This is a genomic window from Arthrobacter sp. BB-1, from assembly GCF_006151685.1.
Taxonomy (GTDB): Bacteria; Actinomycetota; Actinomycetes; order Actinomycetales; family Micrococcaceae; genus Arthrobacter.
On sequence record NZ_VDEV01000027.1, the window covers coordinates 120,125 to 133,816 of the forward strand.

General features: G+C 65.4%; 18 protein-coding genes. 6 read left to right on the plus strand and 12 right to left on the minus strand.

The features are described from left to right. Positions 1-138 precede the first annotated feature (138 nt). A complete protein-coding gene (locus FHJ30_RS15540) occupies positions 139-564 on the plus strand; it encodes a VanZ family protein (protein ID WP_139030164.1) in 426 nt (141 codons plus the stop codon). Here FHJ30_RS15540 and galU read toward each other — a convergent pair. The 7 genes from galU to FHJ30_RS15575 form a co-directional block, all read right to left on the minus strand. Further along, a complete protein-coding gene (galU, locus tag FHJ30_RS15545; protein ID WP_139030165.1) occupies positions 557-1,447 on the minus strand; it encodes a UTP--glucose-1-phosphate uridylyltransferase GalU in 891 nt (296 codons plus the stop codon). The genes FHJ30_RS15540 and galU overlap by 8 nt on opposite strands. A 54-nt stretch (positions 1,448-1,501) precedes the next feature. Beyond that, the gene (locus tag FHJ30_RS15550; RefSeq protein WP_139030166.1) at positions 1,502-2,404 is read right to left on the minus strand and encodes a nucleotidyltransferase family protein; all 903 of its coding nucleotides are present in this window, start codon (positions 2,402-2,404) and stop codon (positions 1,502-1,504) included. A gap of 9 nt (positions 2,405-2,413) precedes the next feature. Beyond that, a complete protein-coding gene (locus tag FHJ30_RS15555) occupies positions 2,414-3,988 on the minus strand; it encodes a polysaccharide biosynthesis tyrosine autokinase (protein WP_139030167.1) in 1,575 nt (524 codons plus the stop codon). Between the two features lie 21 nt (positions 3,989-4,009). Further along, positions 4,010-5,227: a hypothetical protein gene (locus tag FHJ30_RS15560; protein ID WP_240793724.1), complete on the minus strand. Its 1,218-nt coding sequence runs from the start codon at positions 5,225-5,227 to the stop codon at positions 4,010-4,012. Positions 5,228-5,231: 4 nt separating this feature from the next. Further along, positions 5,232-5,513, minus strand: coding sequence for a PqqD family protein (locus FHJ30_RS15565; RefSeq protein ID WP_139030168.1), 282 nt, complete (start codon positions 5,511-5,513; stop codon positions 5,232-5,234). Positions 5,514-5,515: 2 nt separating this feature from the next. Next, the gene (locus FHJ30_RS15570) at positions 5,516-6,100 is read right to left on the minus strand and encodes a hypothetical protein (RefSeq protein ID WP_171059083.1); all 585 of its coding nucleotides are present in this window, start codon (positions 6,098-6,100) and stop codon (positions 5,516-5,518) included. A gap of 201 nt (positions 6,101-6,301) precedes the next feature. Then, positions 6,302-7,042 carry an MIP/aquaporin family protein gene (locus FHJ30_RS15575; RefSeq protein WP_139030169.1) on the minus strand — a complete coding sequence of 247 codons (741 nt, stop codon included), beginning with the start codon at positions 7,040-7,042 and terminating at the stop codon, positions 6,302-6,304. A 46-nt stretch (positions 7,043-7,088) separates the two neighbouring features. On the opposite strand from FHJ30_RS15575, the gene FHJ30_RS15580 reads away from it, so the two are divergent. The 4 genes from FHJ30_RS15580 (at position 7,089) to FHJ30_RS15595 (ending at position 9,375) form a co-directional block, all read left to right on the plus strand. Beyond that, a complete protein-coding gene (locus FHJ30_RS15580; protein ID WP_139030170.1) occupies positions 7,089-7,760 on the plus strand; it encodes a helix-turn-helix domain-containing protein in 672 nt (223 codons plus the stop codon). Between the two features lie 66 nt (positions 7,761-7,826). Further along, positions 7,827-8,249: an arsenate reductase ArsC gene (locus FHJ30_RS15585; RefSeq protein ID WP_139030171.1), complete on the plus strand. Its 423-nt coding sequence runs from the start codon at positions 7,827-7,829 to the stop codon at positions 8,247-8,249. Between the two features lie 26 nt (positions 8,250-8,275). Further along, positions 8,276-8,944 (plus strand): arsenate reductase ArsC, encoded by a 669-nt coding sequence (locus tag FHJ30_RS15590; RefSeq protein ID WP_171059085.1) that lies wholly within the window; start codon positions 8,276-8,278, stop codon positions 8,942-8,944. Then, positions 8,941-9,375 carry a low molecular weight phosphatase family protein gene (locus FHJ30_RS15595; protein ID WP_139030172.1) on the plus strand — a complete coding sequence of 145 codons (435 nt, stop codon included), beginning with the start codon at positions 8,941-8,943 and terminating at the stop codon, positions 9,373-9,375. Before FHJ30_RS15590 ends, FHJ30_RS15595 begins: the two co-directional genes overlap by 4 nt. Here FHJ30_RS15595 and FHJ30_RS21405 read toward each other — a convergent pair. Then, complete coding sequence (locus FHJ30_RS21405; protein WP_171059087.1) at positions 9,362-9,520, minus strand: hypothetical protein; 159 nt, start codon at positions 9,518-9,520, stop codon at positions 9,362-9,364. The two genes, FHJ30_RS15595 and FHJ30_RS21405, sit on opposite strands and share 14 nt — an antisense overlap. A gap of 140 nt (positions 9,521-9,660) precedes the next feature. On the opposite strand from FHJ30_RS21405, the gene FHJ30_RS15600 reads away from it, so the two are divergent. Continuing rightward, on the plus strand, positions 9,661-10,245 hold the full coding sequence (locus FHJ30_RS15600; protein ID WP_139030173.1) for a hypothetical protein: 585 nt from the start codon (positions 9,661-9,663) through the stop codon (positions 10,243-10,245). A gap of 141 nt (positions 10,246-10,386) precedes the next feature. Here FHJ30_RS15600 and FHJ30_RS15605 read toward each other — a convergent pair whose 3' ends face one another. The 4 genes from FHJ30_RS15605 to FHJ30_RS15615 all read right to left on the minus strand — a co-directional run bounded on the left by FHJ30_RS15605 (position 10,387) and on the right by FHJ30_RS15615 (position 13,688). Continuing rightward, positions 10,387-10,665 (minus strand): hypothetical protein, encoded by a 279-nt coding sequence (locus tag FHJ30_RS15605; RefSeq protein WP_139030174.1) that lies wholly within the window; start codon positions 10,663-10,665, stop codon positions 10,387-10,389. A gap of 315 nt (positions 10,666-10,980) precedes the next feature. After that, positions 10,981-12,339 carry a beta-propeller fold lactonase family protein gene (locus tag FHJ30_RS15610; RefSeq protein ID WP_240793725.1) on the minus strand — a complete coding sequence of 453 codons (1,359 nt, stop codon included), beginning with the start codon at positions 12,337-12,339 and terminating at the stop codon, positions 10,981-10,983. Positions 12,340-12,622: 283 nt separating this feature from the next. After that, positions 12,623-12,748, minus strand: a complete 126-nt coding sequence (locus tag FHJ30_RS21880; RefSeq protein ID WP_257223663.1) for a hypothetical protein — start codon at positions 12,746-12,748, stop codon at positions 12,623-12,625. 160 nt (positions 12,749-12,908) lie between these two features. Further along, positions 12,909-13,688, minus strand: coding sequence for an enoyl-CoA hydratase/isomerase family protein (locus FHJ30_RS15615; RefSeq protein WP_139030175.1), 780 nt, complete (start codon positions 13,686-13,688; stop codon positions 12,909-12,911). Positions 13,689-13,692 lie beyond the last annotated feature (4 nt).

Sequence of the window (13,692 nt, forward strand, 5' to 3'; positions counted from 1 at the left end):
GGTGCTCCGCTACTCCCTTCTTTTACTTCTGGCGGCATCCGCCGCCGCGACCACAGCATTAGCCCTTCTGCGGACCTCCTGAAGCCCAGCTGGGGGCACCTCCGCGACCACAGGCTTTGGCAGGTCCTCCTCGCAGGCATGCTGATTGCTCTGTCCGTCATTGCGTCTTGGCCAAGCCCCGTCGATCAGCCGGTACAAGGTCAACTGGCTGCTGTGCTGGATTACCTTCATCACAACGGAATTCCATCTTGGTTCAACTACAAATTTGTTGAGGCATCGGCAAATGTAGCGCTCTTCGTGCCGCTAGGAATAGTAAGCTCGCTGGCCTTTCCTGATAAATGCTGGTGGCAGGTTGGAGCATTTGGCCTGCTGATTTCTGGCTGTATGGAGCTCGGTCAGTTGCTATTTCTTCACAACCGCTTTTCAACCCCGCAAGACCTCGTGACAAACACGTCAGGAGTCGTGATGGGGGCGCTCCTGACCGGGTGGGCGCTCAAAAGAGTAGAGGCCCGCCACCCTTGGGTAGCGGACCTCTGGAAGTCATTGAAGCGTGAAGCTAGTTGACGAAGCCCTTCATCCAGGTCTTCAGGTCCTCGCCGAACTCGACGCGCTCGGAAGCCAAAGTGATAACAGCTTTGAGGTAACTCAGCTTGTCGCCCGTATCGTAGCGGCGGCCCTTGAAGACGACGCCGTAAACTCCGGAGCCTTCACCGTCGCCGGCGGCCAGGGTCTGCAGCGCATCGGTCAGCTGGATCTCGCCGCCGCGGCCCGGCTCGGTGTTCTCCAGGACGCCGAACACTGACGGGTGCAGCACATACCGCCCGATCACTGCCAGGTTGGACGGCGCCTCCCCCACGGCAGGCTTCTCAACGAGGCTGTTGACGCGGACGTAATTCTCGCCGTCCACCGCTGTGATGTCCGCGCAGCCGTAGGCGCTGATTTGGGACGGGTCCACCTCGATCAGGGCGATCACTGAACCGCCGGTCTTCTGCTGCACCTCCATCATGGTGCTGAGCAGGTCCTCGTCCTCGTCAATGAGATCATCGCCGAGGAGCACCGCGAAGGGCTCGTTGCCCACGTGCTGGCTGGCGCACAGCACCGCGTGGCCCAGGCCCTTCGCTTCGCCCTGGCGGACGTAGTGGATGGGGCCGAGTTCCGAGGCGTACTGCACGGACTCCAGGCGGTCCTTGTCGCCCTTCAGCTCCAGTGCGCGCTCCAAGCCGGGCTCGCGGTCGAAGTGGTCTTCGAGGGAGCGCTTGTTGCGCCCCGTGATCATCAGTAGGTCGGTGAGGCCGGACTTCACCGCTTCCTCAACGACGTACTGGATGGCCGGCCGGTCAACGACCGGCAGCATTTCCTTCGGCATTGCCTTGGTGGCGGGCAGGAAGCGAGTCCCCAATCCGGCAGCAGGAATGACGGCTTTGGTGATAGCTTTCCCCGTAGTCATAGCTGAACCTTACAAATCAGGGGTAGACAAAGGCAATTTGTCCGCCTAAAGGGCTTACCGAAGTCCGCGGAGATCGCGCACGAGCTGCGGAGCTGAACGGAGGAATCTTGCCCATCTGGCCCAGTCGTGCACGAGCCGGCCCCGGAGGGACATGTCAGCGTAGATGTTTTGGCTCAGGAGGACTTCGGGCGGCGGGAACATAGCGCGCCACAGCATCCCGGGCTTCTCCCGCCACGGCGCCTGGACGATGGCAATCAGCCGGGCGCTTCCCGGTTCCCTGGCCATCAGCCGGTTGCGCCATTCCACCGATGGCTCAGGCCATTCCGGCGCGCTGGCGTCCGGCAGGAGGTCCTCAAGAAAGGGGCGTATGGCCGCCAAAGAGCCAGTCGCCGTCGCGACCTCCAGGATGGCCCGCGCGCGGGAGTGCTGTGACGCGATGTCCGCCAGAAATTCGAGCTCCTGCCGGCACGCAGGCAAATGCGGTGCACGGAGGGCGTGCAGAGCCAGGATCAGGATCCCTAGCGCCTTTGACGGGACCCGCACCGCCTGTCCGGCAAGCTCAAGGTCTCCGGTGCTTGCCCACATCACCTCGAAACAGTTTGCGGCCGGATTTTCCATTCCCGGAAAGCGGAAGTGGATGTCGATGCAGCACGGCCAGTCAGCGTGGTCCAGGGTAACGGAATGCTTGGGAAACGTTCTGCCGTCCGGATCCACAGGGCGTTCCCGCCAGCCGCGTTCCCGCAGGCCGTGCAGCAGTTGTTCGAGGCTGGCAGGATCAACGAAAACGTCCACGTCAGCTGACGTTTTAGGCTGGCGCAGGCCCTGCAGCACGCTTGCCGGGCCTTTGATGAAGAAGGCCCGGAGGCCCAGGCCGTCCGCCAGCCGCGCTACCAGGGCGTGGCCCAGGAGCACGCCCTCGGAGATGCTGAGCTGCGTGACACTGCCGTCGTCTGCCACGGGCACCGCCTAGTCCCTTGCCCTGCGGCCGCTGAGTGCGGCTTCAAGGGCGCCTTCGGATTCGGTAGCCGGGCCGGCGCCAAGGCGCCGGGGTTCGGGCTGGGTCTCCGGGCTGGGTGCGGACGTATACGTTCCGTAATAGGAGTAGGCGTCGGTTCCCTTGGTGGGCACATAGTTGAGGACCGCGCCCAGGATCCGGCCCTTGACCTTGTCCAGGTTTCCCATCGACTGTGCCAGCTGCTCTTGGGTGGTCCTGCCCGTCCGCACCACCACGATGGCGCCGTCCGCCGCGCGGGAGAGGACTGCGGCATCCGTCACCGGAAGCAGCGGCGGGGCGTCGATCAGGACAATTGCGTCTTCGGCAAGGGCGTTCAGCATGTTCCTCATGGCCCGGGAGCCCAGCAGCTCGCTGGGGTTCGGCGGGATGCGGCCAGAGCCGAGGACTGAGAGGTTCGGGAGGGCACCCCAAGGCTGGAGGACGTCCGCCAACTCGGTGGAGCCGGTGAGGACATCGGTGACACCGGCGCCCGGAACCAGGTTGAAAACGTCCACCAGCGTGGGCCGGCGGAGGTCGCCGTCGACCACTACGACGTTCTCGCCGGCGGCGGCCATGGTGACCGCAAGGTTGGCTGTGACTGTGGACTTTCCTTCCGCCTGCACGGAGCTGGTGACCACGATGATCCGCGGCGGCTGGTCCACGTCAAGGAAGCTGAGGTTGGTGCGCAGCTCCCGGAGGGCCTCCGCCATGGCTCCGTCGGCGTCGTGAACGTCCGCCTCGGTGTCCGCGTCCAGGATGGTGCTTTTCTGGTCCAGGCGGTGGTCCACCGGCAGGGTGCCGACCACGGGGACACCAAAGAGGCGTTCGACGTCGGCAGCCTTGCGGATGCGCCGGTCCAGGTGCCGGCGGATCACCGCATAGGCCACGCCGAGGGCCAGGCCGACAAGCGCGCCCAGCAGCAGGTTGAGCCTGGTGTTGGGTGAGGTGGGACTGGTGGGGAGGACTGCCTTGCCCAAGGGGAGCACACGCACGGCCGTTGCCGTGGGAGTCACGGGCGTCCCGGCGTCGGCCGTTGCTGTTCCGGGCTCACCGGTAGTTTCGGCGGGAGGTGCCGTTTCGATCGCTTCCACCTGGGCGGCGAGGCCGTTGACCCAGGCGTCGGCCACGCGTTGTGCTGTGGCGGGGTCCGTGGAGAGGGCGGTCACCCGGATCTCTGCGGTGTCCAGCGGGACCTTCACGCTGATGCTGCCGAGAAGGGCGTCCGCTGTGGTGTTCAGCTCAAGGGAGGCGATGACCCGGTCCGCAACGAGCCGCGACTTAGCCACCGACTCATAGTTCTTGACCTTGGCCTTCGCCAGGCTGTCGCCGGCCAGTAACAGGCTTACGTTGTCCGAGCCCGGTGTGACCACAATGCCGCTGGAATCGGAGGAGTAGATCTTGGGCTGGAGGACGGTCCAGCCGGACGCCGCCAGGGTGGCCAGGAGGGTGAAGGCGACAATGGCCTTCCAGTACACCCGAAGGACCCGGAGGTAGTCCGCCAAGTCCATTCCTGCGGGCGCTTCCTCCGGGGGTGCTGCTGTGCTCATGGTGGTTCCTTCCACTCAAACCTACTTGCGGCCCTGTTCCAGGACCGACTTGGCGACCAGTTGTTCTGTGGCTGCGGCGACGGCCTCCCGGTAGCCTTCCGGGGTGCCGTGCACCTTGCCGACTTCTTCGGCCAGCCTGCCCGGCTGTATTGGGTTGGCGGATGCTTCCCAGATGGCCGGGCCGATCCCGCTGAGCCGCACAATCTCGTTGTCCAGCATCACGAGGAGGTCGCCGCCGATGGCCACTGCATCTTTCGGTGCCGCGCGCCGGATAAAGCCGTCCGGGATGGGTCCCGGGTGGGCGTCGTCTGCTGCGGGGGCTTCCCATTCGCCTGCGCTCCCGGTCTGCGACCGGAACAGCGGCTCCAGGGCGGCCGGAAGATCAGCGGCTTCAGAGTAGGTCACCTGCCACACTCCCCCGACGCCGTCGACCAGGCGGCACAGCGACTGCAGCGGCTCCACCATCTCCCCCTGCGAGGACGAATCCGGGATCAGGGCGAGCACCGCGTCAGCCAGCGGGACCCTTTCGAGCACTGGCGCGGCAGGGCGGCCGCTGGGGACCCGGTTGAGCAGCACGATGGACTGGATAAAGGGTTCTTCAGGCGCCGGCTGAAGACCGAGCTCGTCCGGCCCCACCTGCCGCTTGGGAAGTACGGGTCCCTGCTTGACGGACAGCGGCTTGGGGTATGGAACCATCGAGCCGTCCCGGGCGATGGCCACGGTCTCGTCCGTGACATACCCGTAGGTCCCGGCCAGCACCGAGGCCGCGGTGGTTTTGCCCGTTCCCGACCTGGCCACAAGCGCCACCACCGCACCCGTGGCGGGATCCGCCACTCCGCATGCGTGGAGCATCGTCAAGCGGCCCGCATTGGCCAGGATGGCCTCCACTGTGAGCCGGGACGTGAGGTGCTCAGCCAGCTCCGCGAAGGAGGCGGACCGCAGCTGGAACGTGCCGGCGTCGTACTTCCGTGACCGATAGGCGACCGACGCCGTGAACGGCTGGTCCGCGGTGGGTTCCAGCGGCCGCGGCGGAACCAGGGGCCTGCGGCCGCCGGCACACCGTGCCCATGCCGAGCGCATGGAATCCCGCTGCTGCCACGTCACCGCACGGCCCCAGCTGACCGCGAACTGGGTTCCAAGGATGTCCAGGGACAGCAGATCGCTGCCCTTTGCCAGTTCCTCGACCAAGCGGTCCTGCCACGCCAAACGAGTGTTCCCCAGGACTCCTGCGGCCCTCATGCCGTCACCGGGACTCGCCGCTGGCAGCCTCGATCAGGGACTGGGCCTCAAGGCCAGCCAGGAAGCTTTCCACCTGGGCCTGCATCTGGCCCGACTGGTCCTCGAAGGTGGCCTCAAGCTCAGCCAGGAGATCCTGCTGCGTCCGCTGGCCGTCGATCAGGTCCCAGATGGCTGCAGCCGAGCCTTCGAGGACCACGGGCTGCGTTGCGTCGAGGTGCAGCAGGGCGACGCGTCCCTGCCCCTCCGCCCGCGCTTCCGCCACGAGGCCACCGCGTTTCCAGACCATGGTCAGTACGCCACAGTCAGGGTGCCGGTCAGGATCCGGTCCGTCCCGTCCGGCAGCCGGAGGGTGATGGTCAACGTGTAGCTGTAGGTGACCTTCGAGGGTGCGGGAGTGACGCGCTCGTACTGGAAGGAGACAGGGAAATTCAAAGTCTGGCCAGCGGTCAAACCGCCTGCATAGGTGAAGGTGGCGTTGAAGTCGTGGGCGGCAGTGTATGACGGCGATGTCAGGGTGGCGGAGGTGATGGACTGGACGCCGACTCCCGCGGTCACTGTTCCTGTTGGCTTGATGTTGATGGTGCCGGTGATAGCACCGGTAAAGGCAGCACCGCTATTGACGATCTGGAAGCCCGTGGGACCGGTACCTGTGTGGTTCGTGCCCGATCCCGTAGCCGTTGAACTGGTGAAGGTGATGGCCGAGCCGGCGCCCACCAGTGCTGCTGTGGTACTAAGGCCGGATGCCGCTGCTGCCGGGGCGGCGATGGCGGTGGCGATCACCGGCACTGTCCATGCCACTCCAGCAATTACCCTGCGCCGGCTGACGCCGTGTGCTTTGCCGCCACTGACCTTCGCGTTCAGAACCTCAGACAAGTCTGCTCCCAAGTATGTTTTCCAGCCCGGCCGGTCCTTGAAGACGGGCCGCGAACTTTGGCCGGATTCCCCGGCTTCGCCTACTCTTTCGAAGCTGGCGAAAGATTCCTGCAACCAACCTGCAAGGTTCGGTCAAGATCAGGGAAAATGCCGCAGGAAAATGCGCTTGACCTGCAGTGATAAGGGTTCTGGGGTTCCTGGTCAGGCCGTGGCCCCGCCCGCCTGGTGCGGGAGGACCACATCGTCGGCGGCGCCCCCGGCAGAGGGAAACAGGAGGAGCAGGAGGCCCAGGCCTGCTGCCGCGCCCACGAGCTGGGCGATGACGAACCCGGGCACGGAGGCGGGTGCGATGCCGGCGAAGGTGTCACTGAAGATGCGGCCGACAGTCACCGCGGGGTTCGCGAAGGAGGTGGAGGATGTGAACCAGTACGCGGCCCCGATGTAGGCGCCGACCGCGGGCGCGGCCAGCACTCCCCGCTTGGTGGCGGCGAGGGTGAAGATCAGCAGGATGAGTCCGGCCGTTGCAACCACTTCTCCGAGCAGATGCCCGCCAGTGGCGCGGTCCTTGACCGAGATGGAGGTCCCCACCTCAAACATGGCATTCGCCACCACGCTGCCGCTGATCGCACCGAGGGTCTGCGCGGCCACGTAGGCCCCGAGTTCGGGCAGGGCAAGACCCGTGCCGCTGCGCCGGCCCAGGATCAAGTCCACGAGCGAGACGACGGGGTTGAAGTGCGCGCCGCTGACCGGCCCGAATACGAGGATCAGGACGGTCAGGCCCAGCACGGTGGCAGTGCTGTTCTGCAGAAGCTGGAGGCCAACATCGCCGGAAGATAGCTGCTGGGCCATAATCCCGGAGCCCACAACGACCATCACAAGCAGGCTGGTGCCAAGAAATTCAGCAAGGGCGCGGCGCCACAGCGGCGGCTGGTTAGTAGTCATGGCACCAAGCTTGACCGACGAGATTACCTCAGTCAAAATTGAGTCAATGAATACTGAACCAGCAGATGCGTTCCAGTCGCGGGTGGCCAAGCATGCGGCCCTGGCCGATCCGGCGCGGCTGCGCATTGTTGATCTGCTGACCCTCGGGGACTTCTCACCCACGGAACTCCAGGCCGAGCTGGGCATGCCCTCAAACCTGCTGTCCCACCACCTGCGCGTCTTGGAAGGAGCCGCCCTGGCCGCCCGGCACCGCTCCGAGGCGGACAGGCGCCGCAGCTACATCCGGCTCGCCCCGGGCGCGCTGGAGGGACTCGCGCCCGGGGTGGAGCAAGGTGCCGCCCGCATCCTGTTTGTCTGCACTCGGAACAGCGCCCGCTCCCAACTGGCTGCCGCCCTCTGGCGCCAGGTCAGCGACATTCCCTCCACCTCGGCCGGGACGCACCCGGCGGAGCGCATCGCCCAAGGCGCCATCGACGTCGCCCGCCATCACGGAGTAGCCCTGCCGGAAGTTCCACCCAGGAAACTGGGCAGGATCGCCGGTGGCGACTTCGTGGTCACCGTCTGCGATAACGCCCATGAGGAACTCACCAGCCTCGGCGCCACCCACTGGTCCGTGCCGGACCCCCTGCGGACCAACACCAAGGAAGCCTTCGAATACGCCTTCGAGGACATCTCCCACCGCATTAACGGCCTCGCGCCGCGGCTGCACGCCGCCTGAGGGCGCCCCTGTCCCCCGCCGCGTCCCAAGCAGGCTGTTCCACCTCAGTGACTCCAGGAGAAACCAATGAGTACCGAAACCACAAAGAAGCCTTCCGTCCTGTTCGTCTGCGTCCACAACGCCGGCCGCTCCCAGATGGCCGCCGCCTTCCTCACCAGCCTTTCCAAGGGTTCCATCGAGGTGCGGTCCGCCGGATCGCAGCCCGCGGACAAGATCAACCCGTCCGCGGTGGAAGCCATGGCGGAGGTGGGCATCAACATGTCCGCCGAGGTCCCGAAAGTCCTCACCACGGAGGCAGTGAAGGAATCCGACGTGGTGATCACCATGGGCTGCGGCGACGAATGCCCGTACTTCCCGGGCAAGCGCTACGAGGACTGGGTCCTGGAAGACCCCGCCGGCAAGGGCGTGGAATCCGTCCGGCCCATCCGCGACCAGATCAAAGCACGCGTCGAGAACCTGATCGAATCCCTCATCCCCGCTGCCAAGTAGCCCGTCCCGGACCAGGAGTGATAGCCGTGAGCAGCAACAGCGAAAACCGTGACACCAGCCTGGGGCTGCAGGACAACACCGAGCTCCTGCACCGCATCAGCGCCCGCCTCGGCGAACGATTCGCCGGGATCTTCGCGACCGAAACGGTGGAGCGGTACGTCTTCGAGTCCTACGCCGCGCTGGCCCGGACGGCGAAGATCACCAGCCACCTGCCCGCCACCACCGAGCACTTCGCCGGCGACCGGCTTGCCGCCCTGGCCAAGTCCAAGGGAGCGATCGCCTCCGAAGTTCCGGAGGTTTTGTTCGTCTGCGTGCAGAATGCAGGCCGGTCCCAGATGGCCGCAGCGCTGCTGACCGTCGAGGCCAAAGGCCGGATCAACGTCCGCTCCGCAGGTTCCCTGCCGGCGGCCCAGCTGGATCCCGCCGTCGTGGCAGTCATGTCCGAGATGGGCCTGGACCTGGCACGGACCTACCCCAAGCCCCTGACCGACGACGTGGTCCGTGCCTCGGACGTGGTGGTCACCATGGGCTGCGGCGATTCGTGCCCCATCTATCCCGGTAAACGCTACGAGGACTGGGAACTGCCGGACCCGGCAGGCCAGCCGCTTGAAACCGTGCGGGAGATCCGCGACCAGATCCACGGCAGGGTCAAGAGCCTGGCCGCCTCACTAACAAAGGAAACAACGCAGCCATGACCACCGAACCCACCGGCACGCAGAAGACCCCGTCCGTGCTCTTCGTCTGCAGCAAGAACGGCGGCAAGTCCCAGCTCGCCGCCGGCCTCATGCGCGAAGCCGCGGGAGACGGCGTCGACGTCTACTCCGCGGGCACCAAGCCCGGCACGTCCCTCAACCGGCAGGCCGTTGAATCCCTGACCGAGCTGGGGATCGACATCACCGGCGAACACCCCAAACCCGTCACCGACGAGGTCCTGGGCACGGTGGACGCCGTCATCGTCTTGGGCACCGAGGCGAAGCTTGACGCCCCCGAGGGCACCCGCTTCGAAGTGTGGGAAACGGACGAACCCTCCGAGCGCGGCATCGAAGGCATGGAACGCATGCGCCTGGTCCGTGACGACATCAGGAACCGGGTCCAGAAGCTGTACGCGGAGCTTACTGGGAGCTAGGGCGTGCCTCCTCTTCCTGGCGCGAATTTTCCTCACTCACGCCGCCGTACATTGCCATGAAACCGTAGTGGACCAGCACAGCCAGCACCGCCAGTGCTGCCCCAATGACGAGCAGCACCGCGGCAGAGACGGCTCGGCCGGTCACGGGAATGGCCTAGTGTAGGCCAGCCTAGCCACGTGTCAAGAAGCAGGCGGCCAAAAGACCCTGTTTGCGTTCCCTACGCGGTAGTACATTTCGGGAACCGGCCCCCGCCCCGGGAAGCCGGCGAAAAGGAAGAGGCCCCCATGCATTCAACAGACTTACGCCAAAGAACCCGCATCACCGCGACCGTCGCCGGTTTGCTCGCCTCGTTGGGCGGTGCCCTCCTTGCGGCGCCACCCGCGTCGGCCGCAACGGTCTTCAGGGTGCAGTACAGCTCCGAGTACGCCCAGGCCTACACCAGCTCCGTGTCTGCCGACGGGTGCACCTACAGCAGCACGTCTGCCGGCGCCGGAACCGCCGCGGACGGCGGCACTACCGTGTTCTACTTTTCCTCTACCTTCAACCAGTGCACCTGGGAGGGCTCCTCAGCCTATGGCGAAGCACCTACCGAAACCTTCACCGTGGACCGGAATTCCGCGCATGCCGTAGCCACAGTGCCGCTCTCTGACGGGTCCCAGATCTACCTGGACCTCACCTGGCAGGGCACCGGAGTGGTGGAACGCGGCGGCACAACGTCCAGGAGTGTCCTGCCCGGTCAGTATGTGCAGCGGACCGCGGTCCGGGGCACAACGCAGCAGGCAACAGTTACCGGGACCCTCTCCTTCGAGAACGCCTATATCTCAGCATCCAAGGGCGCCACGATGTTGGTGGCGATCACCGGCAGTTGAGATTGGGCAGGCCCTGACGGTTCGCTGGAGTTATGTCCGACGACGTTGCGGCCTTTGCAGTCCTCTCCGGCCTTGGCACCAAGTCAGTTGCCGAGGCCGGAGAACCTGGGCTCCCGCTTCTTGCAGAGCCGGGCGGACCACCTATGTGGACGGGTAGGGCCCGGACTCGGCCGAGAAGGTGGTTCCGCCTTCATCCGTCACCATCTGGTCCGATTCCGTGAGCGCAGCCGACGCGGAACAGTCATCGCACCGGCCAACAAACTGGTGGGGGCAGGCCTCGAGTTTGATTCCATCCCCGGTGGACATTCTGGTTCGCATGGTTCCCGCCGTTCCTGAATCGTCCCGGTTCACCAGGAGACTCATTCGTCCAACCGCCGCGAGGGTGGTGCCGGCGAATGCTGCGGCGGGAGCCGTGGCCACTAAGCCCCTCGCCTCGCCGGCACTTCCATTGAACAACCAGGCCACGCGGGTTACACGAGTAGGTGATACCCGTTTCTAACGGGCCAACCGTACTTACCCACGTCCAGGGAACCGCTCCCTACCTAAGCCCCCACCGGGCTTGGCCCCACAGGCGCCTAACCCCGAAGCTGCGGCTCGCGCTTCTCCTGGAACGCCCGGACACCCTCGGCATGGTGCACCAGCCCGAACGGCCGGCGGCCCTAATCTCCTGATCCGTGCCTCAGACTTTGCCCTGGCGGATGGCGCCAAACGTACGGCATCCAGACATCGTCATATTCAGCGAACCTTGGCTTTGGTCACGGTGATCGTGATAGGGCCCGTGGTCGCGTCGGGGCCGACACCGTTGGTAGCGGTGACCGTAAACGTTGCCTTGCCGCCCTTGGTCGGGGTCCCGGAAAGGACCCCCGTGGTGGTGTTCAAGGTCAGGCCCACGGGCAGTGCACCTGAGGACACGTAGAAGGTCGGGACAGGGTCACCAGTGGCGGTGAACGTGTAGCTGTAGGCGGCACGCGTTGTCGCTTTGGTCGGAGGTGTGGCCGAGGTGAACACCGGAGGTGCCGAGCTAACATCGATGACCGACACCGTGTTGGAACCGTAGTTGGTGACGTAGGCCGTGGACCCGTCAGGGGTGAACGCAACATCGGTCGGGCCCGACCCGACCGGGACCGTCGAGGCCACCGTACCCGACGCCACATCAATCACCGACACTGTGTTGGAACCGTCATTGGCGACGTAGGCTGCCGCCCCGTCAGGGGTGAACGCAACACCAAGCGGATGTGACCCGACTGTAATCGTGGAGGTCACGGTGCCAGACTCCACATCAATCACCGACACTGTGTTGAATCCGTTGTTGGTGACATAGGCTGTCGCCCCGTCCGGGGTGAATGCAACGCCTGCCGGCTCCGACCCGCCCGTGATCGTTTTGGTCACCGAGCCCGACCCCACATCTATGACCGACACCGCGTCGGAAGCGGGGTGGGTAACATAGGCTGCCGACCCGTCCGGGGTGAACGCAACACCCACCGAGCCCAAGCCGACCGTGATCGTAGATGTCACGGTGCCCAACGCCACATCGATAACCGATACCGCGCCGGAAGAGGCATGGGTGACATAGGCTGCCGACCCGTCCGGGACGAAAGCAACGTTGACCGGATTCGACTCCAGCGTGACCGTGGAGGTCACGGTCCCCGAAGTCACATCGATGACCGAAATCGTGTCAGAACCCCAGTTGGTGACGTAGGCTTCCGAGCCGTCGGGCGTGAATGCGACATCGTTCGGGCCCGGCCCCACCGGGATCGCGGAGAGCGTTGTCCCCGATGCCACATCGATGACTGACACTGTGTTGGAGCCGCTGTTGGTGACGTAGGCTGCCGTGCCGTCCGGCGTGAGCGCAACACCAACCGGAAGCGTCCCAACCGGGATCGTGGACGTCACCGTACCCGCGGCAGTTGCCGGGAAATTACCGGCCAGCATAAGGGCAGCGAGGACAGTGCTGATGATGGCGGCACGCCGTCGGGACAGGAGGGAAGCGGATGTACTCCCGCGGAGCCGGCCTTCGCCTGCACCAGGATGTTCCATGCTCGGGGAGGAGCGCCGTTCCTGGTGTCGCCGGGCCAATGTTGTTCTGAACGCCATCAGTTCCTCCTGCATTTTCCGAGCGGAAACTGTTGCATCGCGTTCGTGCTCCGGTGCGTGCAGGCACCCGGGATCACATTGCCCGATACAACAGCTGGACCCGGAGCCTATCGACCAGGCAGACAAACGGTCAGCAGTAGTTGTTACCTGTCTTTGGGGCCGCGACTACCTATTTCCGTGGTGCCGCTGGAGCTCTGGCCCCAGGGTCCGCCCTGATTCGCGGCGAAGGGTTTGCCACGGCCTTCGGGAAACAGCAGCTCGTCGCAGGCCTCGACGTGGCCATTCATTCCCGGGATTGGCTGGCCACCAGGACCCCGCCCTGGCCTTTCAACCGCGCGTGGCCCTCAATGATTCCTTCGGCAACCTCATCCGGCTCATCACCCAGGAGGAAACCAGGGTCTGCCCTCATGGAACAGGTCGAATGCCAGGGCGCCCTGGTACTCGTCAGCCACGACAGCACCCTGCCAGCGCCGTGACGCACCGCAGCATCACGATGGGAACAACAGAAGAAGAGTCCGTGGATAGGGCCGAAGCCTTCGCCCAACCAGCACAACGGGCAGGGCAAGCGGTTATCCCTTGAACACCGGCTCCCGCTTCTCCTGGAATGCCCGGAAACCTTCAGCGTAATCGTCGGTTTTGCAGAGCCGAGCCTGCTCGGTGTTCTCCTCCTGCATGGCCTGCCAGAGGCCCAGGCGCTGGTCCCGGATGTGCGCCACCAGTTCCTTGCTGGCCACGAAAGCACCGGTGGCACCTTGGGCAACGCGGCCCACGATCCCCCGCGTGATCTCGAGCAAGGAATCCGCGGGCATGGCGCGGCTGAACAGCCCCTGCGCCACGGCCTCGGCCCCGGAGATCAGGTCCGCCGTGTAGATCAGGTCCAGGGTACGGTGCATGCCCAGCCGCTCGGTGAAGTACCAGTGCCCGCCCGAGTCCAGCGTGGCACCCAGCTTGGCGAACGGCGACCCGAACTTCGCGTTCTCCGCCACGTACACCACGTCCGTGGCCAGCAGCAGCCCCAGCCCCACGCCCAGGCAGGCGCCATGGGCCGCAGCAAACGTCGGAGCCGGGAAGGACGCCATCTTCTTCAGCAAAGGTTCCACGAGCCCGCCCAGGTACGCGGCGGCGTCGTCACTCTCCGGCGACACCGCCGAAATGTCCCGGCCCGCGCAGAAGGCCCTGCCCTCTCCCCTCAGCAGCAGCGCCCGCACCTCACCGCGCGAGGCGGCGGCAGCAGCGTCGTCGTACGCCTTGGACAGCTCCGCCAGCGCCTGCTCATCCAGTGAGTTGAGCTTGTACGGTGCGTCCAGCACCACCTCGGCAACGCCGTTGTTGATGGAGAGGGAAATCATGGGA

Excerpts from the sequence above, each read along its gene's own strand:
- FHJ30_RS15540 (WP_139030164.1), top strand. The coding sequence starts at position 139 with ATGCTGATTGCTCTGTCCGTCATTGCGTCTTGGCCAAGCCCCGTCGAT.
- galU (WP_139030165.1), bottom strand. The coding sequence starts at position 1,447 with ATGACTACGGGGAAAGCTATCACCAAAGCCGTCATTCCTGCTGCCGGA.
- FHJ30_RS15555 (WP_139030167.1), bottom strand. The coding sequence starts at position 3,988 with ATGAGCACAGCAGCACCCCCGGAGGAAGCGCCCGCAGGAATGGACTTG.
- FHJ30_RS15560 (WP_240793724.1), bottom strand. The coding sequence starts at position 5,227 with ATGAGGGCCGCAGGAGTCCTGGGGAACACTCGTTTGGCGTGGCAGGAC.
- FHJ30_RS15565 (WP_139030168.1), bottom strand. The coding sequence starts at position 5,513 with ATGGTCTGGAAACGCGGTGGCCTCGTGGCGGAAGCGCGGGCGGAGGGG.
- FHJ30_RS15575 (WP_139030169.1), bottom strand. The coding sequence starts at position 7,042 with ATGACTACTAACCAGCCGCCGCTGTGGCGCCGCGCCCTTGCTGAATTT.
- FHJ30_RS15580 (WP_139030170.1), top strand. The coding sequence starts at position 7,089 with ATGAATACTGAACCAGCAGATGCGTTCCAGTCGCGGGTGGCCAAGCAT.
- FHJ30_RS15585 (WP_139030171.1), top strand. The coding sequence starts at position 7,827 with ATGAGTACCGAAACCACAAAGAAGCCTTCCGTCCTGTTCGTCTGCGTC.
- FHJ30_RS15595 (WP_139030172.1), top strand. The coding sequence starts at position 8,941 with ATGACCACCGAACCCACCGGCACGCAGAAGACCCCGTCCGTGCTCTTC.
- FHJ30_RS15600 (WP_139030173.1), top strand. The coding sequence starts at position 9,661 with ATGCATTCAACAGACTTACGCCAAAGAACCCGCATCACCGCGACCGTC.
- FHJ30_RS15610 (WP_240793725.1), bottom strand. The coding sequence starts at position 12,339 with ATGGCGTTCAGAACAACATTGGCCCGGCGACACCAGGAACGGCGCTCC.
- FHJ30_RS21880 (WP_257223663.1), bottom strand. The coding sequence starts at position 12,748 with ATGAGGGCAGACCCTGGTTTCCTCCTGGGTGATGAGCCGGATGAGGTT.
- FHJ30_RS15615 (WP_139030175.1), bottom strand. The coding sequence starts at position 13,688 with ATGATTTCCCTCTCCATCAACAACGGCGTTGCCGAGGTGGTGCTGGAC.